This window comes from Microlunatus parietis (genome assembly GCF_013407955.1).
GTDB lineage: Bacteria > Actinomycetota > Actinomycetes > Propionibacteriales > Propionibacteriaceae > Microlunatus > Microlunatus parietis.
In genome coordinates this window covers 2,238,426-2,262,129 of sequence record NZ_JACCBU010000001.1, presented here as the reverse complement: position 1 = coordinate 2,262,129, position 23,704 = coordinate 2,238,426, and the positions used below count along the sequence as shown (strand labels likewise).

The following is a 23,704-nucleotide window of genomic DNA, read 5'->3' as shown; positions in this document are numbered from 1 at the left end:
TTAATGGTGTAGTAATAGCCGCACCCACCACACCACCACCATCTCGGCGAGGGGGCTCGATGGCGTCGATCACCGACGATCCGGTGCGGCTCAGTCCCGCGACTCCGGTTCCGCGCAAGCGGCGCGGCATGACCACCGGCCGGCAGCAGACGATCAACGGCTGGGCGTTCCTGGCGTTGCCGATCGTGCTGTTCGTCGTGTTCCTGCTGGTGCCGATGGTCGTCGCGGCCGTGCTCAGCTTCTCCGACTACTCGATCGTCGACGAGCTCTCCTGGGTCGGGGTGGCGAACTACGTCAAGGTCTTCGGCGACCCGTTCTTCTGGGTCGCGCTCCGCAACACCGCCTACTACACGGTGATGTACGTGCCGCTCGGCATCATCGTCGCGCTGGCCACGGCGCTGCTGCTGAACCGGAGCAGCCGGGCCACCAAGGTGATGCGGACCCTGTTCTACATCCCGGTCGTGTCCTCCTCGGTGGCCACCGCCTCGATCTGGTTCTGGCTGCTCAACCCGCAGTACGGCGTCTTCAACGTCGTGCTCGGCTGGTTCGGCATCGACGGACCCGCCTGGCTGTACGAGTCGCAGTGGGCGATGCCGTCGATCGTCGCGATGAGCGTCTGGGCCGGCTTCGGCGGCAACATGATCATCTTCCTGGGCGGGCTGCAGGGCGTGCCCCGTGATCTCTACGAGGCCGCCCAGCTGGACGGTGCCGGCGCCTGGCGGAGCTTCTGGCACGTCACCCTGCCCGGCATCTCGAAGACCATGTTCCTGGTCTCGACGCTGTTGATCATCGGGTCGTTCCAGGTGTTCGACCAGGCCTTCATCCTGACCAAGGGCGGCCCGGGCAACGCGACGGTGACGATCGTCTACTACATCTACGACAAGGGATTCGGGGCCCTGGAGATGGGCTACGCCTCGGCGCTGTCGTTCATCCTGTTCGCGATCATCCTGGTCTTCACCGTGATCAACGTACGGATCAACCGGATGGGAGGTCAGGCGTGAGCACCAAACCGATGAAGCTGGGCAAGATCATCAAGCCCTCCAAGATCATCAAACACAGCTTGTGGTGGATCGGCGCCTCGGCAATAGCGTTCAGCACGGTGATGCCACTGGTCTGGACGCTCGCGACGTCGTTCAAGCCGGCCAGCGAGGCGCTCAGCAACTACCTGTCGCTGCTGCCGAAGGTGCCGACGCTGGAGAACTACCAGCGGGTCTTCGCCGAGACCCCGTTCGCCCAGTACCTGCTCAACTCCCTGTTCCTGGCCCTGGCCGGTTGCGTGACCAACCTCTTCTTCGGCGGGTTGGGCGGCTATGCGCTGGCCAAGCTGAGATTCCGCGGCCGCAAGATCGTCTTCGGAGCGTTCCTCGCCTCGATGATGGTGCCGGGGATCGTCACCATGGTGCCCGCCTTCCTGGTGCTGCGGTACTGGCCGCTGGCCGGCGGCAACGACCTGCTCGGGCAGGGCGGGTTCGGGTTGATCAACACGTACTGGGCGGTCATCCTGCCCGGCGCCGCGGGTCCGTTCGCGGTGTTCTTCATGAAGCAGTTCTTCGAGAGCCTGCCGGACGAACTGGGCGAGGCGGCCCGGATCGACGGCGCCAGCGAGTTCCGGATCTTCGTCCAGGTCTACCTGCCGCTGGCGGCGGCCGGGCTCGCCGTGCTCGGCGTACTCACCTTCCAGGCGGGCTGGAACGCGTTCCTCTGGCCGTTGATCGTGCTCAACGACCCGTCCATGCTCACCGTCCAGGTTGCCCTGTCCACGTTCGTCAACGACAAGGTGACCGACTTCGGGCCGCTGATGGCCGGCACCGTCATGTCCAGCGTCCCGGTCTTGATCATCTTCGTCCTGGCCCAGCGTCACATCATCGAGGGCGTCGCCCATCTGGGCGCCAGCAAATAGGAGTTCAACGATGCGCACCATCCGATCCATCGCGGCGGCGGTCGTCGCCGGCCTGCTCGCCCTGGTCCTGGCGGCCTGTGGCGGCCCGAGCGGCGGCACCACCGGAGGCACCGGGGCCGGCGGGCCCAAGATCAAGGAGGTCACCTTCTGGGGTGGCTGGTCCGGTGATCAAGCCAAGCAGCTGAAGGCGCAGGCCGACGCGTTCAACGCGGCCCAGACCGACTACAAGGTCACCTTCGTAGCGCAGGAGGAGGTCGAGCAGAAGCTGCTCACCGGCATGGCCAGCGGCCGGGTCCCCGACATCGTGCTCTGGGACCGCTTCAACACGTCGGTCTACGCCGGCAAGAACGCGTTCACCGCGCTGGACGACCGGATCGCCGCGGACAAGATCGATCTTGGTCGGTTCTACGGGCCGGCGGTCGAGGAGATGGTCGTCGACGGCAAGCACTATGGGCTGCCGCTGCTGGTGGACAACCGCTCCCTGTTCTACAACACGGAACTCTTTGCCGAGGCGGGCCTCGAGCCGCCGACGAACTGGGACGAGCTGAGGCAGGCCGCGACCACGCTGACCAAGCGGGACGGCAACAAGCTGACCCGGGCCGGCTTCTCGCTGGACGATCCCGGCCTCTTCAACATGTGGATCCGCCAGGCCGGCGGCAGCATGCTCACCGAGGACCAGACCGCGGTCGCGTTCAACAGCCCCGAGGGCGTCGAGGTGCTCAACTTCTGGAAGCAGCTGCTGGACGCCAAGGTCTACCAGCTCGGCTTCGGCGCCGGTGGCAACGCGTTCGCCGAGGGCAAGGCCGCGATGAAGTACGACGGCCCGTGGGCCTTGTCCGACCTGGACAAGGTGAAGACGCTGAAGTACGGCATCGCCGAACCGCCGGCCGGACCGCGCGGCGACAAGGCCGCCAACATGGGCGGCTTCGGCTTGATCATTCCGCGCGGCGCCAAGAACGCCGACGGTGCCTGGGCGTTCCTCAAGTGGTGGGCGACCGAGAAGGAGAATGCGATCTCGTTCGGCAAGCTGTCCGGCTGGATCCCCGCGCTGATCGAGGCCGCCGAGGACCCGTACTTCACCGACAACGAGAAGTACGCCGGCTTCGTCGCCACCATGAAGTACGCCCAGACCCGGCCGACCCTGAAGGGCTACGCCGACATGGAGGGCAAGGCCCTGATCCCGCAACTGCAGCGGTTCATGTCCGGTGAGATCAGCGCCGAGGAGGCGCTCGCCGAGGCCGAGAAGCGGGGCAATCAGATCCTGGCGGAGCAGCGCAAGTGACCGACTCCACCATGATCACGCCGATCGGCGAACTGGCCGACTACGCCCAGGACACCCTCGACCGCAGCTTCGGCGCACCCTGGCCGCAGCTGTTGCACAACAGCCATCCGGCCGGTGACGACGCCACCTTCAACTACTGGTGGTTGGCGCATGTGATCGACGTCCGGCTGGACGCCTATCTCCGGTCCGGTGATCAAGGTCGGCTGGCGGCGGCGACGGACACGTACCGCAATATCCTGGAGCGCAATGCCGGCTCGCTGTTCAACGACTACTTCGACGACATGCTCTGGTACGCCCTCGCCGTCCTGAGGCTGCACCGGGCGACCGGCGAGGAGTCGTACCTGGCCGACGCCAGGGCGATCTGGGCGCACGTGGTCGAGCATGGCTGGAATGATCAGCTCGGGCCGAGCCTGGCCTGGCGCAAGCCCCAGCTGGACTACAAGAACACCCCGGCCAACGGGCCGTTGGTGATCTTGTCCTGCCGGCTGGCCGCACTCGCCGACGATCAGCCGTACCTCGACTACGCCCGGCGCGCCTTCGCCTGGCTGACCGAGACCCTGGTCGACCCGGACAGTGGTTTCGTCGAGGACGGGATCAACCGGCAGCAGGACGGCAAGATCGACACCCAGTGGCGGTTCACCTACAACCAGGGCCTCTACCTGGGGGCAGCCGTCGAGCTGTCCAGGACCGCCGACGACCCGGGCGCCATGATCAACACCGCGATCCGGACCGCCGTCACCGCCGTCGACGAACTCACCGACGGCGGGGTGTTCACCGACGAGGGCGACGGCGACTGCGGCCTGTTCAAGGGCGTCTACTACCGCTACCTCGGGGTTCTGCTGGACGCCGTCGGTGATACGGAGTCGGCCGAGCTGACGAAGCTGAAGGAGTTCGTGATCACCAGCACGGACGCCCTGATCGACTCCACCGACGGCTGCACCCGCCTCGCCGCCAACGACTGGCGCAAGCCCCTGGCCGGCCCGATCGACTACTCGACGCAGCTGAGCGCGATCATGGCCCTGGAGCTCCGCGCCAAGCTCTGAAGGGGTTGTCGGTCGCAGCGGGATGACCGGAATCGAGCGCGCTCGCCCCGAAACGGGGCCGGATCCGGCTCATCGGGCCAGGGCGCGCTGGATTCCGGTCATCGCCACAACACCAATCCGCCCGAAAACCCCGCGGACGACGACGCCAGCCACAGCCGTCCCGGACGGAGCTGGCTCATCGAGTGTGAGGAGAACGACGCACGAAATCGATCTCGTGGACGTAACGTCACACTCGACGGGCCTGACGGTGTTCGCGGTCCAGTTCGTGACCGGGTACTCGGTGCCGATCTCTGCCGTGATCAGCAGGACGGTCGGAGAGCTTGCGGCGCTACCGCCGGGGGTGCAGGTGACCGGGGTGACGCAGATCCTGATCACCGAGCCGACGATCGCGCAGACCGCGTTGTGGCTGACCGAGAGGTTCGTTCCAGTCGGAATCGCGGCCGGGGTCGCCGTCGTGATCAACCGGATCGTCGGGTCCGCCATGGCCGGGGATCCCTTCTCCGGCACGAATCTGCGCCGGATCAGGACGGTCGGTCTGCTGCTCCTGTTCGGCGGCGTGGTCGCGGCGGCCGTGTCAGTGGCGGCGCAGTGGCTGATCGCGTGGATCTCGCTGGGCGATGGTGCCGGGACTCCGGTGCTCATGGAGCCTCCGATGATCACGCTGGCCGGCGTCGTCGTACTCGCGATCTCGGAGGTGATGCCCAAGGGCGCGGCCCTGCGCGCCGAACTGGACGAGGTCGTCTGATGGTGCGTGCCGGCTCAGCCCAGGCGATCGGTGTCCATCTCGACCGGCTGCTGAGCGAGCGCGACCTGACGCTCACCGAGCTTGCCGAACGGGTGGGCCTGTCCCCGGTGAACCTGTCCATCCTCAAGAACGGCCGGGCCAAGGCGGTCCGGTTCTCCACCCTGGCCGCACTCTGCGAGGTTCTGGAGTGCCAGCCCGGCGACCTGCTCAGCTACGGCGACGGGCCTGAGTCCGACTGACGGGCCCTCAGCCCTTCCGGGTCCGCAGCTTGCGGGTGGAATCGCCGGGGACCAGGGTGGTCGGCAGGGTGTGCTTGCCGATCGCGCCGGGGTCGTCGATCTGGGCCAGCGCCTGCTCGACGGAGCGGCGGCCGAGGGCGTCCTGATCCTGCCGGATGTGGGTGAACCGGAAGGCGGCCCGGTCGAAGAACAGGTCCGGGTGGTCGAAGCAGACCACGGAGCGGTGCCGCGGGATCTCCAGGTCGAGCCGGCGGCAGGCCTCGCGGAGCAACAGCGCGATGTTGAACTCGGAGACGACGAAGCCGGTCAGGTCGCGCCGCGCGGCGACGAACTCGGTCAGCGCCTCGATGTCGTCCTCGATCGGGGTGTCGGAGAACGGCCGGGTCGACTCCACCCCGCGGAACTCGTTGCGCTCGTCGTGATCGACGCTCGCGGTCGCGTTCGCCAGCAGGAAGCCGCGCCGGCGCTCGTCCAGGGTGGACACCGGGCCGGCGCTGGTGATCAAGCCGATCCGGCGGTGACCCAGGTCGATCAGATGCTCGGTCGCCTCCCGTGCCCCGGCAACGTTGTCCGAGGCGATGGTGGAGACCGGGACCCCGTCCAGCAGCCGGTCGATGATCACCAGCGGGAACGAACGGGTGATCAACTCCAGCACCACCGGCGGTACGAACTCGGACGAGCTCGGCTCCAGGATGATCGCCTTCGCGCCGGAGTCGACCAGGGCCCGGATCAGCCGGTCCTCGGCACTCTGGTCGCCCAGGCTGCGGTTGATCACCAGCGTCGCCCGGTCCTGCGCCTCGTCGATGGCACCACCGATGATCTTGGTCCCGAACGTGTCGTCGAAGTTCGTGATCACGCAGCCGATCAGCGGCCGGGCACCGCCGCCGGCGTGCTCGGCCAGGCCGGCGGTCTGGACGTCGCTGATCACGAACGTGCCGAGCCGCGGCCGGCGGACGATGAAACCGTCCGCCCGGAGCAGATCGAGGGCGCGCTTGATCGTGATCGAGCTGACCTGGTGCGTCTCGACCAACTCGGCCTCGGGCGGCAGCCGGTCGCCGACCGCGATCCGGTGCTGCTCGATGTCGGCCCGCAGCTTCTCGTACAGCTGCCGGTAGAGCGCGCTCACGCTGGCGGCACCGGCGTCAGTATCCTTCGCCGCGCTTGACCCGGGGCGGCGGGATCCGGAAGCGACGGATCTGGATGCAGCGGTTCATGCCGTACATCAGCAGGCCCCGGGTGGACGCCCGCGGCAGCCGGTCGGCCAGCACCTTCTTGAAGCCGCGCCACATCAGAAACACGTCGATCACGGCGACCAGCAGGAAGACGTACATCAACACCGTGGTGATGTAGGTGACGAACGGGAACACCGTGTTCAGGAAGGTCAGCGCCAAGATCACGACCAGGGCCGGCAGGACGAACTCGCCGATGTTGAACCGGGAGTCGACGTAGTCGCGGAGCAGCACCTTCTCCGGTGTCGCCTCGCGCTCGTTCATCAACCGGAGCCGTTCCTCGCGGGACCGGCGGGTGGCCTCCCGCTTGGCCTCCTTGGAGTTCAGGTTGCGGCCGACGCGTTGCCGGCGGAGCGCCTCGGCCTCCTTGCGCGTCGGCGTCGGCCGGTCCTTCTTGGCCGGCCCGCCGGCCGGCGACGGGGTCGGTTCCGGCTGCTCCGGCTCCGGAGCGGCTTCGGTACGGCGGCGGAACAGTGCCACGGGTCCCTCTCGGCTTCTCGATCTCTCTGCGGTACGCGGCTCGTCGGGTCGGCTGCGTACTTCGGCGTAGGGCGCATGCCCTGCCGGAGCTCCGATTCTCTCAGGGATGCAACCCAAATGCCCAAACTCTTCGGCCCGGCACCGTGGGCTCGTTACCATGGCGGGCATAGGGTTGACCTCAGTTCAGTCGACCCTCAGCCAAGCCGGGGACCGCACATCCGCCATCGGAAGGACCAGCTCTCGTCATGAGTGGCATCTTTCAGCGCATCTCGCTGATCTTTCGCGCCAAGACCGACAAGGCCTTGGACAAGTTGGAAGATCCGCGTCAGACCCTTGACTACTCTTACCAGCGCCAGCTGGAGCTGCTGCAGAAGGTGCGCCGCGGGGTGGCCGATGTCGCGACCAGCCGAAAGCGGGTCGAGCTGCAGGCCAACGGCCTCAGCACTCAGGCCGACAAGCTGACCCAGCAGGCGCAGAAGGCGTTGCAGATCGGCCGCGAGGACCTGGCCCGCGAGGCGCTGACCCGCCGGTCCGGGATCCAGCAGCAGATGGCGGACCTGCAGACCCAACACGCGCAGCTGCAGGGCGAGGAGGAGAAGCTGACCCGCGCCAGCCAGCGGCTGCAGGCGAAGGTCGACTCCTTCCGGACCCGCAAGGAGACCATCAAGGCGACCTACTCGGCCGCCGAGGCGCAGACCCGGATCAACGAGGCCTTCTCCGGCATCAGCGAGGAGATGGGCGACGTCGGCATGGCGATCCAGCGGGCCGAGGACAAGACCGCTGAGATGCAGGCCCGGGCCGGCGCGATCGACGAACTGCTGGCCTCCGGTGCGCTGGAAGACCCGACCGGCACCGCCAAGGACGACATCACGCTCGAGCTGGAGCAGCTCGCCTCGACCTCCGACGTGGAGAACGAGCTGGCCCAGATGAAGGCATCACTCGGCGCCGGCAGCTCGGCGCCGCAGGCGATCGAGGGCCAACCGGCCGCCGCCCCGCAGCAGCAGGCGACTCCGCAGCAGCAGGCCGCGCCGCAGCAGCCCGCGGCCTCGGATCCGACGCTGGGCCAGCCGGCGCAGCAGCAGCCGAACCAGGGCGACCTGCGATGATCGTCCGGATTCTCGGCGAGGGCCAGTGGCGCCTCGCCGAAGACGCCTTCGCCGAACTGAACGCCCTGGACGATGCCGTCGAGCAGGCGGTGACGGCGAACGACGCCGACCGGCTCGCCACGGCCCTGCACGAACTGCTGGAGAAGGTCCGCTCCGGCTCCGAGCTGCCGGCCGACGAACTGCACGACTCCGACCTCATCCTGCCGTCGTCGGATGCGACCCTCGACGAGGTACGGCAGCTGCTGGACGACTCCGAAGAGGGCCTGATCCCCGGCTGAGCAGGCCTCTTCACCACCTTTACTGGCGCTTTACCAGGGAAGTTTCTCTGGTAGAGCGCCAGTTTTTCACGTTACGTGAAAAACCGACCGACTAGGATTATGCAAGAAGAACGTTTCCTAATTCGGAGGTACGGTGCGGACGGTGCGGGTGGCGGTCGTGGGTGCGGGGCCGGCCGGGATCTATGCGGCGGCCGGGCTGGTGGCGGCGGGTCCGGGGCACGGTGTGCGGGTGCTGGTCGACGTGTTCGACCGGCTGCCGACTCCGTACGGGCTGGTCCGGTACGGCACCGCGCCCGATCACCAGCGGATCAAGGAGGTCGTGGTCGCGTTGCGGGCGGCGCTGGCGGCGCCGGAGATCCGGTTCTTCGGCAACGTCGAGTACGGCGGCGACCTGAAGCTGGCGGAGCTGCGGCAGTGCTACCACGCGGTCGTCGTCGCGACCGGGGCCGCGACGGACCGGCCGCTGACCATTCCCGGGGCCGACTTGCCCGGAAGCCACGGCGGCGCCGACTTCGTGGCCTGGTACAACGGCCATCCGGACGTGCCGCGGGACTGGCCGCTGACCGCGCGGTCGGTCGCGGTGCTCGGCGCCGGCAACGTCGCGCTGGACATCGCCCGGATGCTGGCCAAGCCGGCCGCCGAACAGCTGGCCACCGAGATTCCCGACAACGTGGCCCGCGGCCTGGCCGGCAACGCCGCCCGGGACATCCATCTGTTCGCCCGCCGCGGCCCGGCGGACGCGAAGTTCACCCCGCTGGAGCTGCGCGAGCTGGCCGAATCGCCGAGCGTCGACGTGAGCGTCGACCCGGTCGGCGCCGAGGTCTCGGCGGCGGAGGAGGCGGCGATCGGGCGGAGCGGGCAGCGCCGGACCGTGCTGCGTACGCTGCTCGACTGGGTCGGCCGGGAGCCGACCGGGGCGGCTCGGCGGATCCACCTGCACTTCCGGGCGGCACCGGTCTCGCTGCTCGGGGACGAGCGGGTCGAGACGCTCCGGACCGAGCGCACCGAAACCGGGCCCGACGGCACGATCACGTTCACCGGTGAACACCGGGATTGGCCTGTCCAGGCGGTGTATCGGGCGATCGGGTACCGGTCGACTCCGTTGCCGGACGTACCGTTCGACGACGCCGAGGCCGTCGTCCCCGGCACGGCCGGCCGGGTCGTCGATCTTGATCACCAGGTGGTGCCGGGGCTCTATGCGACCGGCTGGATCCGGCGCGGACCGGTCGGGCTGATCGGCCACACGAAGTCGGACGCCGCGGAGACCGTCGGCTCGCTGCTGGCTGATCTTGCGGCGCTGCCGGATCCGGACTCACCGGGCCCGGAAGCGATCGTGGAACTGCTGCGAGCGAAGAAGATCGACTTCACGACATTGGCCGAGTGGGACCGATTGGACGCCTACGAGATCTCCCTCGGGGAGGCCTCCGGCCGTCGGCGTACCAAGGTCGTATCCCGAATCGCCATGATCAACGGCGGCCGCGACACTTGACAGAATTTCCCGAACGCGGCAATGTCGGGAAACGAATCTGATCACAGTTCCAATATCGATTATTGTCGGCCGACTCGGGGATGGTTCATTCGCGAGTGTGGCACGCCAACCTTCCGACGAACCATCGCCGGTCGCAGGTGAAGGGAGAAAATCGATGCTCGACGCGCTCACCCGTGCCCTAGGGGACGGACTATCAGCTGTGGTCACATTCGTGCCACGGTTGCTCGGCTTCTTGATCATTCTGCTGATCGGATGGCTCATTGCGAAGGGGCTGTCCAAGTTGGTCAGCCTCCTGCTGTCCAAGATCGGCTTCGGGAATCTGTTGGAGAAGGCCGGACTCAAGCAGTTCGTCGCGCGGGCCAATATCGACATCGGCGGATTGATCGTCAAGATCGTCTACTACTTCGTGTTGTTGATCGCGTTGCAGTTCGCGTTCAGTGCATTCGGGCCGAACCCGGTCGAACAACTGCTCACGACGATCATCACGTTCCTGCCGAGGGTGATCGTCGCGATCATCCTGGTCGTCATCGCGGCCGCTGTCGCCAAGGTCCTCAAGGATCTCGTGCTTTCTGTACTCGCCGGCCGGTCGTTCGCCAATCTGCTGGCCAATCTCGTGTACGGCCTCGTCGTCGCCCTCGGTGCGATCGCGGCGGTGAACCAACTCGGCGTAGCGACCACGGTGACCACCCCGGTGTTGATCACGGTGCTCGGCACCATCGGCGGCGTGATCATCGTCGGCGTCGGCGGTGGCCTGATCCGTCCGATGCAGCAGCGTTGGGAGGGCTGGCTGCAGAACCTCTCCGAGCAGCTGGCGGCTCCGCCGCAGAACACGCCGGAGCAGCCGGCGCGCGCCGCCGAGCCGGCGGACCAGACCGGCTACGTCGGCGATCCGGGCCAGACCGGGTATGCGGGTGATCCCGGTCAGGGCGGCTACGGAGGCGACCCGGGCCAGGCGGGGTACCCCGGCGACCCGGGACAGCCGCCGCGGCAGTAACCAGGCGCGAGCGAGCACTCAGCGTCGCGGCCCGCCGCCGGACCCACCGAGGTCCGGCGGCGGGTCTTCTCGCGTCCGCAGGAGGCGGGATTCGGCGGGCCTGATCTTTGGGCTACGCACGACACTAGGTCCGAACGTCCCGAGTCGGCGGGCCCAACGGCAGTGGCGGCCGGATCCCGGGCCGGTCGACAGTGGTCCCTGGAGCCGGGCCGGCGCCAACGGGGCCGGGCGAACGAGCGGCGCACTGTCGAATCGTCGGAGGGGGTTCCGGCGACAACGGGGAGTGACAGGTTTGACCCCGGGCGTCGGGTGTCAGGGAGCGCCGCGGCCCGCCGCTGGTGGGGGTATCCGCCGGCCCGGCTCCCTGGTTCCGCCCGGCTCGGTGAACGTCGGGTCGGTCGCCGCCTGGTGGGGGTCTTTCGGCCCTGGGGCGTGGTACGGCACCGGTTCATGATCAGGGACATGGTCGAAGGGGGACGCGTGGACAGTCTGTCCGAGGCGCAATGCCGCCGGCTGCTCGCCTCGACCCCGGTCGGCCGGGTCGTCTACACCGACCAGGCGCTGCCGGCGATCGCCGTGGTGAACCACCGGGTCCGCGGCGACGACATCGTCTTCCGGGCCGACGACGGCGGCCGGCTCGCCGCGGCCGTACACCACAGTGTGGTGGCCTTCGAGGCCGATGCCGTCGACCCCGAGACCGCCGAGGGCTGGACGGTCGTCGCGGTCGGTGAAGCCCTGCGGGTGGAGAGCACGGCCGAGCTGGAGTCGCTCGCCGACCTGGGGCTGCGGACCTGGTTCGGCTCGGCCGCCGGCAGTGAACTCGTCCGGATCCGGATCCAGCTGCTCACCGGCCGCGCCACCGGCGGCCACACCGGGCCGGCCGCCGGCCACCGGGCCGCCGTCCCGCTCGTCTCCGGCTGATCCCCTGGCCAAGCCGCCGTTTCCCGGAACTCCGCGGGCCCGCCGAACGTGACAGTGACTACAGGGTGAGGGGGTTGACACGATGGTGCACGACTGGGATCCGGACGAGTTGTACGACGAGCGGCGACCGCCGAACGACGACCCGCTCGAGCTGGACGGCGATCTCGAGCCGGACGACCGAGCCGTCGAGGGCCTGATGTTCGGGGAGCCGCAGGACGAGGTCGAGGACTGGCTGAACGATCCCGAGCCCGACGAGGCGAAGCCCGCTCCGGCTGCCCGCGGGAGTGAGGCCGTCACCGACGACTGGACGCCGCTGCGGCGGGCCGTCGTGCTTGGAGGCACGGCCGCGCTGGGCGCGGTCGCGATCCTGGTCGCCGTGCTCCGGCGTCGCGGCTGACCACCGACGCTCCCACCGAGCCCCATCGAGCGGGCGCCGGTCTCGGGCGACAGCGTCGTACGCCCGGCGGCTGGTGCCCGCTCGATGTCAGCCCGGGTAGCGACCCTGGTCAGCGGTCAGTCCCGGGCAGAATCGCCCGGCAGGTCCAGCATCCGCTGCAGTGCCTGCTTCGCGGACCGCTCGGTGTCCGGGTCCACCTCGATCTGGTTCACCACGCGGCCCTCGACCAGGTTCTCCAGCGACTGCACCAGGTGCGGCAGGTCGATCCGGTTCATCGTCGCGCAGTAGCAGACGATGCGCTCGAGGAAGGAGATCTCCAGCTCCGGGTGATTCTTGGCCAGCCGCTGGACCAGGTTGAGTTCGGTGCCGATCACCCACTTGGTGCCCGGTTCGGCCGCCTCGATCGTCTGGATGATGAACTCCGTCGACCCGATCAGGTCGGCCTTGAGCACCACCTCGTGCTGGCACTCCGGGTGCACCAGCACCTGGACGCCCGGGATCCGGGCCCGCGCCTCGTCGACCGCCTCCGGGGTGAACCGGCCGTGCACCGAGCAGTGGCCGCGCCACAGGATGACTTTCGCGTCGCGGAGCTGCTGCCGGGTGAGCCCGCCGTTCGGCTGCCGCGGGTCGTAGACGACGCAGTCGTCGAGTTCGTACCCGAGCTGCAGGACGGCCGTGTTGCGGCCCAGGTGCTGATCGGGCAGGAAGAACACCTTCTCGCCCTGCTGGTACGCCCACTCGAGCACCCGCTTGGCGTTGGACGAGGTGCAGACCACGCCGCCGTTGCGGCCGCAGAAGGCCTTGATGTCGGCCGAGGAGTTCATGTACGTGACCGGGACGGTCTTCTCCGCGACGCCGGCGTCGGCGAGCACGTCCCAGGCGTCCTCGACCTGGGCCAACCGGGCCATGTCCGCCATCGAGCAGCCCGCCGCCAGGTCCGGCAGGATCACCCGCTGGTCCGGGCCGGTCAGGATGTCGGCCGACTCGGCCATGAAGTGCACGCCGCAGAACACGATGTATTCCGCCCCGGGCCGGGCCGCGGCGTCGCGGGCCAGCTTGAACGAATCGCCCGTGACGTCGGCGAACTGGATCACCTCGTCCCGCTGATAGTGGTGGCCGAGGATGAACACCCGGTCGCCCAGCTTCTCCTTGGCCCGGCGGGCCCGTTCGACCAGCCCCGGGTCGGACGCGGGCGGCAGTTCGCCGGGGCACTCGACGCCGCGTTCGGTGTCAGGATCGGTGCCGCTGCCCAGCACAAAAAGGGGGAGCGGGCTGGTGATCGCCATCCGCACACCCTAACTCCGCCGTCGCCGCCGGCCCGCGCCCTGAACGATCGGCGAGATGAAGATCACCCGCCCGCCGGACTCAGGGCGAAATCCGACCGAGGTCGAGCCCTCGAGTTGGACCGATCGCTCCCAGGAGGAGCGTCGCCGATCGGACGCGTTGACCGGCAGATCGGGCCGAAATCGAGGTCAAGTGGTCTGTGAGGATCGTCAAGTGCCGTTCGCGGCGGTGGGTCTGACTCGCAAATCGTCTGGGCTTGGTGCCTTTGAGCGGATCTGTCGGCCTGTCGCTGCGAGCGGTGCTTGCTGCCACCGGGCGGCTGGGGGCGTGTCCCGATAGGGGCCTTGCCGTCACAAGAGCGCCATCACAGTCCTGACCGCTCCCTTGTGCCACCCGGTGACGGCCAATCCGTTCCCAAGCACAGGAGGAGATCGACCTTGTCCAGCATGCCGCAATCGCCAGTTCATTCCCAGCCCGGTCCCGACCCCGCCGGGGAGGTGGTGCTGGGGGTCGACACCCACAAGGATTTCCACGTCGCGGTTGTGCTGTCCCTGCTCGGCCAGGTGCTGGGCACACGATCCTTCCGGACCACGGCGGCGGGCTATCGGGCCCTGCTGGCCTGGGCGCAGAGTTTGGGGGTGGTGCGCCGGGCCGGGGTCGAGGGCACCGGCAGTTACGGCAAGGCGTTGACCCGTCAGCTGCTCGCCGCCGGGGTGGCGGTGGTTGAGGTGAATCAGCCCGACCGGGCCGAGCGGCGCCGGCGCGGCAAGACCGACGCCATCGATGCCGAAGCCGCGGCCCGGGCCGTCTTGTCGGGCCGGGCCACCGCGACCGCGAAGACCGGTAACGGGCAGGTCGAGATGCTGCGGATGTTCAAGCTGGCCAGGGAATCCGCGGTCAAAGCGCGCACCCAGACGCTCAACCAGCTCAAGACCATGATCATCACCGCCGATCCCGAACTCCGCGACCAGCTGACCGGCCTGACCACCCCGAAACTCGTCCGGCACTGCGCCGGCCTGCCCGACCAGCCCGTCACCGACATCACCGCCGCGGCCCGCTACACGCTGCGCCTGCTGGCCCGGCGCGTGCAGCAACTCACCGCCGAGATCACCGACCTCGCCCGCCAACTCAAAGCCACCGTCACCGCCCTGGCCCCCGCGTTGCTGCAACAGCAAGGGATCGGGCCCGACCACGCCGCGCAACTCCTGATCACCGCCGGCGACAACCCCGACCGGCTCCGCTCCGAAGCAGCGTTCGCCGCGCTCTGCGGCGTCAGCCCGATCCAGGCCTCCTCCGGCAACACGACCCGGCACCGGCTCAACCGCGGCGGTGACCGCCACGCCAACTCCGCGCTCTACCTGATCGTGGTCTGCCGGCTACGCCACTGCCCAGCCACCCGCGCCTACACCGCCCGCCGCACCGCCGACGGAAAGTCCAAACGCGACATCATCCGCTGCCTGAAACGCTACATCGCCCGCGACATCCACAAGATCATCACCGGAGCCCTCCGACCCGCAGAACCCGCACCCGCGACCCCTTGACAAACATAGGGGCATCCGCTCGGCGGGTTGGGGAAGGGTGCGCGGTGCGGTTCGGGCGTGCGGGCAGGCGGGCTCGGGCGGTGCACGGGCCGGGCCGGGATCGAGGGAGCCGTGCGGATTCGACTTTGCTGGGAACGCCACCAGGTCCGGGCTCCCCGCGGCTCGGCTCCCGCCCCGGCGTGACAGCATCGGCGCATGCAGGTGTTGGTGATCACGGACGGGATCGGGGCGCTGACCTCGGCGCAGGCCGGGCGGGTGCTGGCCGAGGGGTGGCCGGGCTCCACCGTGGTCCCGGCGGGCGGCGCCGGGGCGGGGTTCGGGCGCGCCTATGCGGACCTGATCGGGGCGGAGTTGATCACCGGGATGGCCGGGGCGACGCCCGCCTGGTGGGCGGCCCGGGACGGCGTGGTGGCGGCCGGGCTGGAGGTCGCGCGGCCCGCTGATGATCAAGGAATTCCGTACCAGGGAAGCACTCTGGCGCTCGGCGAGGTGACCGCGACCGCCCTGCGCGCGCAGCCACGGCCGCGGCGACTGGTGATCGACTGCGCCGCCGGGGCGCTCGCCCATGACGGCGGGGCCGGTCTGTTGGCGGGGCTCGGGGCGACGGCCGACGTGCCACTGGACGGCGGCGTGGCCGGCCTGGACGGGATCGGCAGCGTCGCTCTCGCTCCGGTACGGGAGCTGGTCGGCGACGCGGAGGTGATCGGCGTGATCCCGGCCGACCAGGCCGGCCAGCAGCTGCTCGGGCTGCGCGGGATCACCTCGGTCCGGCGGGGCAGCGCGGTCGACCCGGAGCGGTTGCTGCGCACCGACGCGACGCTGGAGCGCTGGGCCGGGCTGCTCGGCGTCGCGGACCGGGCCGGTGCCGGGGCCTGCGGCGGCGCCGCGCTCGCCGTGCTGGCGCTCGGCGGACGCCTGGTCGCGGGGCCCGAACTCGCCCTCGAATCCGTACCCGAACGAAGGCTCGACCTGGTCGTCACCGGCTGCGGCGTGTTCGACTTCGCCGAACGCGGCGGTGAGGTGGTCGCGGCCGCCGCCCGGGTGGCCGAACGGTCGCTCTGCCCGGCCGTGGTGATCGCCGGCGAGGTGCTGATCGGCGGGCGGGAGATGCGGACGCTCGGCATCGAATCCGCCTATCCGGTACGGGCCTCGGCGGCCGACGCCCCGGTCACGGACGGGATCGAGCCGGACGAGTTGTCCGCGGTGGTTCGCCGAGTCGCCCGGTCCTGGCGCTGGTGACTACACTGAAACGGCCGGGGAATACAACAGCCCTGCAGGGGGTTGGCCCGGTTGTAGGTGTAATTCGTCCAGGATTTGGAGACAGAGATGGCGGCGACCGACCAGCTGACCGAGGCCCCGACCACCGACGGCGTGGTGTTGACCCAAGAGGCCGCGAGCAAGGTGAAGGCGTTGCTGGAGGGCGAAGGCCGCGACGACCTCGCGCTGCGGATCGCGGTTCAGCCGGGCGGCTGCTCGGGACTGCGGTACCAGTTGTTCTTCGACGAGCGGCAGCTGGACGGCGACGTCGTGAAGTCGTACCAGGGCGTCAGCGTGGTGACCGACCGAATGAGCGCCCCGTACCTGATGGGCGCCACGATCGACTTCGTCGACACCATCGAGAAGCAGGGCTTCACCATCGACAACCCGAACGCCACCGGCTCCTGCGCCTGTGGCGACAGCTTCCACTGATCTGACATCATCTGCATCGCCGTCCGGATATCCGGGCGGCGATGTTGCATCTGCGGACGGGATTCGATGACGCCGTACCAACTCCTCGAGCGGGCCGTGCGCCGGACGGCGGAGGCGGTCCGTGGCCGGACGCCGACCGGGCGGACCCACGACGACGCCGATGACGTGGTCGGCACGCTGGCCACCGACGGTGCGCTGGACTACGACCCGCGGCCGCTGCTGGCCTCGCTGCACCGGGCGGGTGCGCCGGTCGTGATCATCGGCCAGGTGGCCGGGATCCTGCACGGATCGGCCGAGTTGACCGGTGATCTTGACCTGCTCTGGGACGGCGATCCGCGACACGCGCCGGCCCTCGCGGCCGGGTTCGCGACGGCCGACGCCGAGTTGGCCGACGACGACGGCCGTCAGGTGCCCTGCGGACCCGAGTCGTTCCTGCTGCCGAAGGTGACCTTCGAAGCTCCGGGCGCGACCGGCGACGCCTGCACACCGGCGCTGCCCTGGGGCTCGCTGCGGGTGGCGGACTACCTCGGCCGCGCCCTGCGGCTGGAGAGCCCGGACGGCTGGTCCGTCGGCTATCTCCGCGCCGACGACCTGATCGCGATGCGCCGGGCCGTCGGCAGGCCGAAGGACCTCCGCCGCGCCGCCGAACTCGAGGCCCTGCTGGCCGAGGCCCGCTGACCCGCCGCCCTGCGGCCCGCCAGGGAAAGGTTCACAGGGTTGCAGCGGTGAGGACCGCGGTGGCGAGGAGCAGGTCATAGACGGCGCACAGCTCGGCATACCAGCGCCAGACGACGGCGTTCCGGCGGTGGTGCACGGCGTCCCAGCCGGCGTGCGCGATCAGGCCTGCGGCCACGACGTAGGCGGTGAACGGGCCGGCCGCGTAGCCGAGCAGGGTGACGCCGGCGAAGACGAGGAGCCCGAGGGACTGGACCAGCACGGTGCGACCGTCTCGGAGGACGCGCCGACCCAGGCCGACGACCGGGTAGACGAGCCCGGCGGCCAGGACCACCCACGGCTGGACGATCGAGTCGGTCTGGCCCGTTCCGCGCTGCGTCGCGTCGAGCAGTGCCAGCGTGACGAGCAGCAGGACGACGGCGGCCGCGGTCGGCCAGCGGGCTCTGAGCCACCCGATGTCGTCGTTCGTGATCATGGAATCCGCCTCTTCGTCCGTCGATCGGTCAGTCGCGCTGACCTGTGGCGGCCATCGACTCGCGTTCGTAAGCCAGGAGTGCGGCGACGACCACGCCCCGTTCGTGCGAGGTCAGGGGTTGCAGGACCCTGCGCCATGACTCGGCGCCGGCGGCGAGCCAGCCCTCGACCGCAGATCTGTGCGCGTCGGCGATCCTGACGATCGTCCGTCGCCGGTCCTGCTCGTCCTCGCGGCGCTCCAGGATGCCCTTCCGGCTCAGGTCGCCGACCACAAGGCTCACCGTGGTGGACGCGACCTGGAGCCCGGCCGCGAGTTCCTTGACGGTGGCCTCGTCGTCGAACAGCAGCAGCGCGAGCAGGGACAGGTGACGGGGGGTCAGGGCGAAATCCCGGAGCTGTTCCGGGATCGGCATCCGCTTCGCCCGGGCCATCAGGCGAGGCATCACCAAGATCAGGTCCCGCACGCTCCGGTCGACGGTCAACGGCTCGACCGATGCCGGATCGATCGGCGGTGGGGTTGAAACGGCACACCTCCTGATTTAGATTTGAAAACAAATCAGAGTTGTTGTCAACTCAATCCTAATCGATCGGAGCACGCATGACGTTCTATGAACTGGACCACGTGACGCTCGGTGTTTCCCACCTGTACGACGGGGCCGAGCGGCTGCGCCGGGCCACGGGACTACGCAGCGCGGAAGGAGGATGGCTGACCGGGATGCCGACGGCGCACCGGGTGGTACCGCTGCCCGGCGGTGCGTACATCAACATCGAGTCCGTCATCGCGCGGCCCGCCGATCCGGATCCTGGCGTCAGGATGTTCGCGGGCTGGTTCGAAGACGTCACCGCTGCCGGCGACCACTGGATGACCTGGAATCTGCGGGTCCGCAGCCGGGCCGAGCTGCAAGCCGTGGCAGACCGGTTGGGCGGCGAGGTGGTCACCGCTCCTGGTGCCACCCGGCCCGACGGTACGACGACGACAACCGTCATGGCGCCGGGCAACGCTGCCACGACGTGGGCACGCGGCCTGCCCAACTTCTACCTCCGCGACGACCAGGTCGGCCCACTGGTCGCTGCCCAGGTGGAGCACGAACGGCGGCTCACCAAGATCGCCTGGCTCGAGATCGGGGCTGACCGGGCCGAGGTCGTCGAGCACATCGGCGCCGAGACGCTCGAACTCCTGCCGCTCCGGCTGGTCGACGGCCCGGTCGGCCTTCGCGCCATCGGCCTGACGGCCGCCGACGGTGATGAGATCGTCATCCGAGCCGACTCGGCTGCCCCCACCCTGGCGGAGCTCGCCAGTCGGATCGCCTGACGGGCGCTACCGAACCGTGTTCATGATCATGAACGCTTCATGATCACGAAGCGGGGTGGGTCGCTGCTGACCAACTCGTGGCCGCGCATCCGGCACCAGGCGACCAGGTCGGGGCCGGCGGCCGGGTCGTCGGCCATGATCAGGATCTGGTCGCCGTCGGCCAGGGTGTCGATCCGGCGGGCCAGTTCGATGATCGGCCGCGGGCACTTCAGGCCGAGGCAGTCGAGTTCCTCCATGATCATGGTCTCCTGTCGATCATGGTGCGCCCAACCGGGCCCGGACCTGGTCCACGATCGGCGGCAGGGCGTCGAGCAGCCGGTCGACATCGGCCTCGGTGCTGGACCGGGTCAGCCCGATCCGTACGTTGCCGTGGGTGAGCGCGCCCATCGCGGCGAGCACGTGCGACGGCGTCTCGGCGGACGCGCTGCAGGCCGAGCCGCTGGCGACGGCGATCCCGGCCCGGTCCAGTTCCAGGGTGAGCGTCTCGCCGTCGACGTACAGGACCGAGAAGGTGAGCAGGTGCGGCACCCGCCGGATCGGATCGCCGACCACCTCGACGTCGCTGATCCGTGCTGCCACCTCGGCGCGGAGCCGGTCGATCAGGGCATGCTGCCGGACGCCCGGCTCTGGTTGGTCGAGCCAGGTCTGCAGCGCGGTGACGGCGGCGACGATCGCCGGCACGTCCGGCGGGCCGGGCCAGCGACCGTCCTGGTAGTCGTCCACCGGATAGGGCGCCCGCCAGCGGACGCCGCGCCGGATGATCATGAACCCGACCGACGCCGGGCCGCCGAACGCGGCCGCCGAGCCGATCATGATCGACCAGGGTCCGGCCCGGGTCAGGTCGATCCGGCCCAGGGCTGCGGTTGCATCCACGATCAGCGGCACCTCGGCGGCGCGGCAGGCCGCGGCCGCCTCCGCATAGGGCTGCAGGGTCCCGACCTCGTGATTGGCCACCTGGAGCACCGCCGCGGCGACTCCGGGACGAGAGACCGCGGCCGCCCAGGCGTCCAGGTCGATCCGGCCGGCGTGGTCCACTCCGACCCGTACCGCCTCGCCGGCAGTCTCGGTCGCGGCGAGCACGGCCGAGTGCTCGATCGCCGACGTGATCATGGTCCGGCCGATCCGGCGCCGGCCCAGGGCCAGCCCGTCGATCGCCGCCGCGGCGGTCTGCGGACCCGGGCCGGTGAAGACGACCTCGTCGGGCCGGGCTCCGACCGCCTCGGCGACCAGCTCGCGGGCCCGGTCCAGGGCCTGCGCGGCGAGCCGTCCGGCACGGTGCAACCGCAGCGGATCGCCCCAGCCGGAGTCCTGCGCGGCGAGCCAGGCCTGCCTGGCCTCCGGCAGCAGCGGTTCGGCCGTCGAGGCGTCCAGAAAGACCGTCGGAATCGGTCCGGTCACGGGCGTAAACCTACCCCCGGAAAGCGTGGCGCAGCGCACCCGCGCCCCGCCGCTTCGGGCCGGAGGATCTGCGTTAGGGTGAGGTCCGACTGGTGGCGTCACCAGCGCGCCGTCGGGTTCTGCCCGACCGGTGAGGATCGGCAAGTAGAACACGGAGTTGTCGAAGTGAAAGGGCGCGATGTGCGTGGCACTGGCAACAGGCCTGCCCCAGTAGGACGTCACGTTGGACGCCCGGGGACGGCCGCGCGGCGTGCGTTGCTCGCGCTCTCCGCCCTCGGCCTGGTGGCGCTGACCGGCTGTGAGAGCGTCGAGGACCTGGCCCGGCTGGGTTACCCGGTGATGGCGAGCGACCGCGCTCCGGTGATGCACGACCTGTGGATCGGCACCTGGATCGCCGCGGGCGTGGTGGGTGTCGGCGTCTGGGGCTTGATCATCTACGCCGCCGTCCGGTATCGCCGGCGCAGCGCGGAGGCGCCCAAGCAGAAGCGCTACAACCTGCCGATGGAGATCTTCTACTCGATCGCCCCGTTCGTGGTGATCGGCGTGCTCTTCTACTACACGGTGCTCGCCCAGGACCAGGTGCTGGCGCCGGTGCAGAAGCCGGACCACGTGATCAAGGTCGTCGGCCAGAAGTGGTCCTGGACCTTCAACTACAACGAGGCCGACAACCCGGCGGTCGGGGAGAACGTGTGGGAGGCCGGGACGGTCAACCAGTCGCCGGACCTCTACCTCCCGGTCGGCCAGTCGGTCCGGTTCGAGCTCAGCTCGCCGGACGTCATCCACTCGTTCTGGATCCCGTCCTTCGCGTTCAAGCGCGACGTGATCCCGGGCCGGACGAGCAGTTTCGACGTGACGCCGACCCGCGAAGGGGTCTACGCCGGCAAGTGCGCCGAGCTCTGCGGTACGTACCACTCGGCGATGATCTTCAACGTGCACGTGGTCAGTGAGGCCGAGTACAACGCGTACCTGAAGGGGCTGGCCGAGCGCGGCAACATCGGCGAGGCCCTGGGCAACGAGTCGGCCAACAAGAACGGCCCGGCCATTCCGGAAGCAGGAGGCGCGCGATGACGACGGCGGAACGGACCGTCGACGCCGAGATCTCGCCGGCACGACGCCGGCTCGGCACGATCTCGTGGTCCTGGCTGACCACGACCGACCACAAGGTGATCGGCAACCTGTACTTCATCACCTCGATGGCGTTCTTCGGCTTCGCCGGCCTGCTGGCGCTGGCGATCCGGGCCGAGCTCGCGTTCCCCGGCCTGCAGTACGTCTCGCACGAGACGTTCAACCAGTTCTTCACGATGCACGGCACGATCATGCTGCTGCTGTTCGCGACGCCGCTGTTCGCCGGCTTCGCGAACGCGATCATGCCGCTGCAGATCGGGTCTCCGGACGTCGCGTTCCCGCGGCTGAACATGCTGTCGTACTGGCTGTATCTGTTCGGCGGCCTGATCACGGTGTCCGGCTTCCTCACCCCGGGCGGCGCGGCGAGCTTCGGCTGGTTCGCGTACGCACCGCTGAGTGACGCGATCAACTCCCCGGGCGTCGGCGGCGACCTGTGGATCATGGGCCTCTACCTGGCCGGCCTCGGCACCATCCTCGGCGCGGTGAACTTCATCACGACGATCCTGTGCATGCGGGCCCCGGGCATGACCATGTTCCGGCTGCCGATCTTCTGCTGGAACATCCTGGTCACCTCGATCCTGGTGCTGATCGCGTTCCCGATCCTGGCCGCGGCACTACTGCTGCTGGAGTCGGACCGCACGCTCGGCTCGCTGGTCTTCGACCCGGCCACCGGCGGCCCGATGCTGTGGCAGCACCTGTTCTGGTTCTTCGGGCACCCCGAGGTCTACATCATCGCGCTGCCGTTCTTCGGCATCATCACCGAGATCCTGCCGGTGTTCAGCCGCAAGCCCGTCTTCGGCTACGTCGGCCTGGTGATCGCGACCCTGTCGATCGCCGCGCTGTCGATCGCGGTGTGGGCCCACCACATGTTCGTGACCGGAGCGGTGAACCTACCGTTCTTCTCGTTCATGACGTTCCTGATCGCGGTGCCGACCGGGATGAAGTTCTTCAACTGGATCGGCACGATGTGGGGCGGCAGTGTCAGTTTCGACACCCCCATGCTGTGGGCGATCGGCTTCCTGACCACGTTCCTGTTCGGCGGCCTGACCGGCATCATCCTGGCCAGCCCGCCGCTGAACTTCCAGCTGTCCGACTCCTACTTCGTGGTGGCGCACTTCCACTACGTGGTGTTCGGCACGGTCGTGTTCGCGATGTTCGCCGGCTTCTATTTCTGGTGGCCGAAGTTCACCGGGCGGATGCTCGACGAGACGCTGGGCAAGATCCACTTCTGGCTGCTGTTCATCGGCTTCCACACGACGTTCCTGGTGCAGCACTGGCTGGGCGCCGAGGGCATGCCGCGGCGCTACGCCGACTACCTGCCGACCGAGGGCTTCACGATCCTGAACCAGGTCTCGTCGGCCGGCGCCTTCCTGCTCGGCGCGTCGATCCTGCCGTTCCTCTACAACGTCTGGAAGTCGCGCCGGGCGCCGCTGGTCGGCGTGGACGACCCGTGGGGCTGGGGCCGGTCGCTCGAATGGGCGACGTCCTCCCCGCCGCCGCGGCACAACTTCGTCTCGCTGCCGCGGATCCGGTCCGAGTCGCCCGCCTTCGACCTGCACCATCCGGAGCTGGCGCTGGAGGAGTACGAGGAGAACGCGAGCGACGACGGCCGGCTGCTCAAGGCCGGAACCGATGCCGGTGAGGACGAGGGCCGGGTCGAGGTCCTGGAGCAGCGGGCCGATCAGGATGGGAAGGAAGACCGATGAAGACCGAGGCGTGGATCTTCGGGATCCTGGCGATCTTCCTCCTGATCGTCACCCCGATCTACTACCTGATGAGCCGCGACCCGACCGGCACCGCCGCGCTGACCCTGTGCTTCTTCCTGGCGCTGATGATCACCGGCTATCTCGGCCTGATCGCGCGCCGGATGGACCAGCGGCCGGAGGACAAGAAGGACGGCGAGATCGCCGAGGGCGCGGGGGAGCTGGGCTTCTTCCCGCCGTCGAGCATCTGGCCGCTGTACGTGGCGCTGACCCTGGTGCTGATCGTGCTCGGCCCGGTGTTCGGCTGGTGGCTGATGCTGCTGGGCTTCGGCGTCGGGATCGTCACCTGCACCGGCTTGGTGTACGAGTTCTACCGCGGCGATCACGCCCACTGATCGAC

The 23,704-nt window shown here is 69.1% G+C and carries 27 protein-coding genes; 20 read left to right on the top strand and 7 right to left on the bottom strand.

Translation table 11 applies throughout. From position 1 onward, the window contains the following. Positions 1 to 59: 59 nt before the first annotated feature. The 6 genes from BKA15_RS10740 to BKA15_RS10715 all read left to right on the top strand — a co-directional run bounded on the left by BKA15_RS10740 (position 60) and on the right by BKA15_RS10715 (position 5,209). Positions 60 to 1,001: a carbohydrate ABC transporter permease gene (locus tag BKA15_RS10740; protein ID WP_218871198.1), complete on the top strand. Its 942-nt coding sequence runs from the start codon at positions 60 to 62 to the stop codon at positions 999 to 1,001. Then, entirely contained in the window at positions 998 to 1,900 is a 903-nt protein-coding gene (locus BKA15_RS10735; RefSeq protein ID WP_218871197.1) for a carbohydrate ABC transporter permease, read from the top strand. The genes BKA15_RS10740 and BKA15_RS10735 overlap by 4 nt, the downstream gene beginning before the upstream one ends. Positions 1,901 to 1,910: 10 nt before the next feature. Then, on the top strand, positions 1,911 to 3,182 hold the full coding sequence (locus BKA15_RS10730; RefSeq protein WP_179750609.1) for an ABC transporter substrate-binding protein: 1,272 nt from the start codon (positions 1,911 to 1,913) through the stop codon (positions 3,180 to 3,182). Beyond that, positions 3,179 to 4,225 carry a glycoside hydrolase family 76 protein gene (locus BKA15_RS10725; RefSeq protein ID WP_179750607.1) on the top strand — a complete coding sequence of 349 codons (1,047 nt, stop codon included), beginning with the start codon at positions 3,179 to 3,181 and terminating at the stop codon, positions 4,223 to 4,225. The genes BKA15_RS10730 and BKA15_RS10725 overlap by 4 nt, the downstream gene beginning before the upstream one ends. A 214-nt stretch (positions 4,226 to 4,439) precedes the next feature. Further along, positions 4,440 to 4,970, top strand: a complete 531-nt coding sequence (locus BKA15_RS36335) for a DUF2975 domain-containing protein (RefSeq protein ID WP_179750605.1) — start codon at positions 4,440 to 4,442, stop codon at positions 4,968 to 4,970. Next, positions 4,970 to 5,209: a helix-turn-helix domain-containing protein gene (locus tag BKA15_RS10715; protein ID WP_179750603.1), complete on the top strand. Its 240-nt coding sequence runs from the start codon at positions 4,970 to 4,972 to the stop codon at positions 5,207 to 5,209. The genes BKA15_RS36335 and BKA15_RS10715 overlap by 1 nt, the downstream gene beginning before the upstream one ends. A gap of 7 nt (positions 5,210 to 5,216) precedes the next feature. On the opposite strand, the gene BKA15_RS10710 is transcribed toward BKA15_RS10715, so the two are convergent. Both BKA15_RS10710 and BKA15_RS10705 read right to left on the bottom strand, forming a co-directional pair. Beyond that, positions 5,217 to 6,335, bottom strand: coding sequence for a GntR family transcriptional regulator (locus tag BKA15_RS10710; protein WP_179750601.1), 1,119 nt, complete (start codon positions 6,333 to 6,335; stop codon positions 5,217 to 5,219). A 16-nt stretch (positions 6,336 to 6,351) separates the two neighbouring features. Beyond that, complete coding sequence (locus tag BKA15_RS10705; RefSeq protein WP_179750599.1) at positions 6,352 to 6,918, bottom strand: DUF3043 domain-containing protein; 567 nt, start codon at positions 6,916 to 6,918, stop codon at positions 6,352 to 6,354. A gap of 245 nt (positions 6,919 to 7,163) precedes the next feature. On the opposite strand from BKA15_RS10705, the gene BKA15_RS10700 reads away from it, so the two are divergent. From BKA15_RS10700 to BKA15_RS10675, 6 genes are all read left to right on the top strand, one after another. After that, positions 7,164 to 8,024 (top strand): PspA/IM30 family protein, encoded by an 861-nt coding sequence (locus BKA15_RS10700; RefSeq protein ID WP_179750597.1) that lies wholly within the window; start codon positions 7,164 to 7,166, stop codon positions 8,022 to 8,024. Beyond that, positions 8,021 to 8,302: a PspA-associated protein PspAA gene (pspAA, locus tag BKA15_RS10695; RefSeq protein WP_179750595.1), complete on the top strand. Its 282-nt coding sequence runs from the start codon at positions 8,021 to 8,023 to the stop codon at positions 8,300 to 8,302. The genes BKA15_RS10700 and pspAA overlap by 4 nt, the downstream gene beginning before the upstream one ends. 142 nt (positions 8,303 to 8,444) lie before the next feature. Further along, on the top strand, positions 8,445 to 9,791 hold the full coding sequence (locus BKA15_RS10690) for an FAD-dependent oxidoreductase (protein ID WP_312878936.1): 1,347 nt from the start codon (positions 8,445 to 8,447) through the stop codon (positions 9,789 to 9,791). A 154-nt stretch (positions 9,792 to 9,945) separates the two neighbouring features. Further along, positions 9,946 to 10,785, top strand: coding sequence for a mechanosensitive ion channel family protein (locus BKA15_RS10685; protein WP_179750592.1), 840 nt, complete (start codon positions 9,946 to 9,948; stop codon positions 10,783 to 10,785). A 480-nt stretch (positions 10,786 to 11,265) separates the two neighbouring features. Continuing rightward, positions 11,266 to 11,706 carry a pyridoxamine 5'-phosphate oxidase family protein gene (locus BKA15_RS10680; protein WP_179750590.1) on the top strand — a complete coding sequence of 147 codons (441 nt, stop codon included), beginning with the start codon at positions 11,266 to 11,268 and terminating at the stop codon, positions 11,704 to 11,706. Positions 11,707 to 11,788: 82 nt separating this feature from the next. Then, positions 11,789 to 12,103, top strand: coding sequence for a hypothetical protein (locus tag BKA15_RS10675; RefSeq protein WP_179750588.1), 315 nt, complete (start codon positions 11,789 to 11,791; stop codon positions 12,101 to 12,103). Positions 12,104 to 12,219: 116 nt separating this feature from the next. Here the strand turns inward: BKA15_RS10675 and nadA are convergent, their stop codons facing one another. Continuing rightward, positions 12,220 to 13,389 (bottom strand): quinolinate synthase NadA, encoded by a 1,170-nt coding sequence (gene nadA, locus BKA15_RS10670; RefSeq protein WP_179750586.1) that lies wholly within the window; start codon positions 13,387 to 13,389, stop codon positions 12,220 to 12,222. Between the two features lie 444 nt (positions 13,390 to 13,833). Here nadA and BKA15_RS10665 point away from each other — a divergent pair, with 444 nt between their 5' ends. The 4 genes from BKA15_RS10665 to BKA15_RS10650 all read left to right on the top strand — a co-directional run bounded on the left by BKA15_RS10665 (position 13,834) and on the right by BKA15_RS10650 (position 17,295). Continuing rightward, positions 13,834 to 14,928 carry an IS110 family RNA-guided transposase gene (locus BKA15_RS10665; protein WP_179747892.1) on the top strand — a complete coding sequence of 365 codons (1,095 nt, stop codon included), beginning with the start codon at positions 13,834 to 13,836 and terminating at the stop codon, positions 14,926 to 14,928. Between the two features lie 195 nt (positions 14,929 to 15,123). Further along, on the top strand, positions 15,124 to 16,167 hold the full coding sequence (locus BKA15_RS10660; RefSeq protein ID WP_179750584.1) for a glycerate kinase: 1,044 nt from the start codon (positions 15,124 to 15,126) through the stop codon (positions 16,165 to 16,167). An 87-nt stretch (positions 16,168 to 16,254) separates the two neighbouring features. After that, entirely contained in the window at positions 16,255 to 16,617 is a 363-nt protein-coding gene (locus tag BKA15_RS10655; protein ID WP_179750582.1) for a HesB/IscA family protein, read from the top strand. A gap of 66 nt (positions 16,618 to 16,683) precedes the next feature. Further along, entirely contained in the window at positions 16,684 to 17,295 is a 612-nt protein-coding gene (locus BKA15_RS10650) for a hypothetical protein (RefSeq protein ID WP_179750580.1), read from the top strand. A 31-nt stretch (positions 17,296 to 17,326) separates the two neighbouring features. On the opposite strand, the gene BKA15_RS10645 is transcribed toward BKA15_RS10650, so the two are convergent. Together BKA15_RS10645 and BKA15_RS10640 are read right to left on the bottom strand one after the other, a co-directional pair. Beyond that, the gene (locus tag BKA15_RS10645; RefSeq protein WP_179750578.1) at positions 17,327 to 17,767 is read right to left on the bottom strand and encodes a hypothetical protein; all 441 of its coding nucleotides are present in this window, start codon (positions 17,765 to 17,767) and stop codon (positions 17,327 to 17,329) included. 28 nt (positions 17,768 to 17,795) lie between these two features. Next, the gene (locus tag BKA15_RS10640) at positions 17,796 to 18,248 is read right to left on the bottom strand and encodes a MarR family transcriptional regulator (protein WP_246322313.1); all 453 of its coding nucleotides are present in this window, start codon (positions 18,246 to 18,248) and stop codon (positions 17,796 to 17,798) included. Positions 18,249 to 18,364: 116 nt separating this feature from the next. Here BKA15_RS10640 and BKA15_RS10635 point away from each other — a divergent pair, with 116 nt between their 5' ends. Beyond that, positions 18,365 to 19,078 (top strand): VOC family protein, encoded by a 714-nt coding sequence (locus tag BKA15_RS10635; RefSeq protein WP_179750576.1) that lies wholly within the window; start codon positions 18,365 to 18,367, stop codon positions 19,076 to 19,078. A 26-nt stretch (positions 19,079 to 19,104) separates the two neighbouring features. Here BKA15_RS10635 and BKA15_RS10630 read toward each other — a convergent pair whose 3' ends face one another. Together BKA15_RS10630 and BKA15_RS10625 are read right to left on the bottom strand one after the other, a co-directional pair. Beyond that, on the bottom strand, positions 19,105 to 19,320 hold the full coding sequence (locus BKA15_RS10630) for a sulfurtransferase TusA family protein (RefSeq protein ID WP_246322312.1): 216 nt from the start codon (positions 19,318 to 19,320) through the stop codon (positions 19,105 to 19,107). 13 nt (positions 19,321 to 19,333) lie between these two features. Next, the gene (locus BKA15_RS10625; RefSeq protein ID WP_312878935.1) at positions 19,334 to 20,476 is read right to left on the bottom strand and encodes a cysteine desulfurase family protein; all 1,143 of its coding nucleotides are present in this window, start codon (positions 20,474 to 20,476) and stop codon (positions 19,334 to 19,336) included. Between the two features lie 255 nt (positions 20,477 to 20,731). Here BKA15_RS10625 and ctaC point away from each other — a divergent pair, with 255 nt between their 5' ends. From ctaC to BKA15_RS10610, 3 genes are read left to right on the top strand one after another with little or no spacing between them, the layout of a single operon-like run. Continuing rightward, positions 20,732 to 21,544 (top strand): aa3-type cytochrome oxidase subunit II, encoded by an 813-nt coding sequence (gene ctaC, locus BKA15_RS10620; protein WP_246322311.1) that lies wholly within the window; start codon positions 20,732 to 20,734, stop codon positions 21,542 to 21,544. Further along, a complete protein-coding gene (ctaD, locus tag BKA15_RS10615; RefSeq protein WP_179750574.1) occupies positions 21,541 to 23,307 on the top strand; it encodes an aa3-type cytochrome oxidase subunit I in 1,767 nt (588 codons plus the stop codon). Before ctaC ends, ctaD begins: the two co-directional genes overlap by 4 nt. After that, on the top strand, positions 23,304 to 23,699 hold the full coding sequence (locus BKA15_RS10610; RefSeq protein WP_179750571.1) for a cytochrome c oxidase subunit 4: 396 nt from the start codon (positions 23,304 to 23,306) through the stop codon (positions 23,697 to 23,699). The genes ctaD and BKA15_RS10610 overlap by 4 nt, the downstream gene beginning before the upstream one ends. Positions 23,700 to 23,704 lie beyond the last annotated feature (5 nt).

Excerpts from the sequence above, each read along its gene's own strand:
- BKA15_RS10740 (WP_218871198.1), top strand. The coding sequence starts at position 60 with ATGGCGTCGATCACCGACGATCCGGTGCGGCTCAGTCCCGCGACTCCG.
- BKA15_RS10730 (WP_179750609.1), top strand. The coding sequence starts at position 1,911 with ATGCGCACCATCCGATCCATCGCGGCGGCGGTCGTCGCCGGCCTGCTC.
- BKA15_RS10715 (WP_179750603.1), top strand. The coding sequence starts at position 4,970 with ATGGTGCGTGCCGGCTCAGCCCAGGCGATCGGTGTCCATCTCGACCGG.
- BKA15_RS10700 (WP_179750597.1), top strand. The coding sequence starts at position 7,164 with ATGAGTGGCATCTTTCAGCGCATCTCGCTGATCTTTCGCGCCAAGACC.
- pspAA (WP_179750595.1), top strand. The coding sequence starts at position 8,021 with ATGATCGTCCGGATTCTCGGCGAGGGCCAGTGGCGCCTCGCCGAAGAC.
- BKA15_RS10685 (WP_179750592.1), top strand. The coding sequence starts at position 9,946 with ATGCTCGACGCGCTCACCCGTGCCCTAGGGGACGGACTATCAGCTGTG.
- BKA15_RS10675 (WP_179750588.1), top strand. The coding sequence starts at position 11,789 with ATGGTGCACGACTGGGATCCGGACGAGTTGTACGACGAGCGGCGACCG.
- nadA (WP_179750586.1), bottom strand. The coding sequence starts at position 13,389 with ATGGCGATCACCAGCCCGCTCCCCCTTTTTGTGCTGGGCAGCGGCACC.
- BKA15_RS10665 (WP_179747892.1), top strand. The coding sequence starts at position 13,834 with ATGCCGCAATCGCCAGTTCATTCCCAGCCCGGTCCCGACCCCGCCGGG.
- BKA15_RS10660 (WP_179750584.1), top strand. The coding sequence starts at position 15,124 with ATGCAGGTGTTGGTGATCACGGACGGGATCGGGGCGCTGACCTCGGCG.
- BKA15_RS10655 (WP_179750582.1), top strand. The coding sequence starts at position 16,255 with ATGGCGGCGACCGACCAGCTGACCGAGGCCCCGACCACCGACGGCGTG.
- BKA15_RS10650 (WP_179750580.1), top strand. The coding sequence starts at position 16,684 with ATGACGCCGTACCAACTCCTCGAGCGGGCCGTGCGCCGGACGGCGGAG.
- BKA15_RS10645 (WP_179750578.1), bottom strand. The coding sequence starts at position 17,767 with ATGATCACGAACGACGACATCGGGTGGCTCAGAGCCCGCTGGCCGACC.
- BKA15_RS10635 (WP_179750576.1), top strand. The coding sequence starts at position 18,365 with ATGACGTTCTATGAACTGGACCACGTGACGCTCGGTGTTTCCCACCTG.
- BKA15_RS10630 (WP_246322312.1), bottom strand. The coding sequence starts at position 19,320 with ATGATCATGGAGGAACTCGACTGCCTCGGCCTGAAGTGCCCGCGGCCG.
- ctaD (WP_179750574.1), top strand. The coding sequence starts at position 21,541 with ATGACGACGGCGGAACGGACCGTCGACGCCGAGATCTCGCCGGCACGA.
- BKA15_RS10610 (WP_179750571.1), top strand. The coding sequence starts at position 23,304 with ATGAAGACCGAGGCGTGGATCTTCGGGATCCTGGCGATCTTCCTCCTG.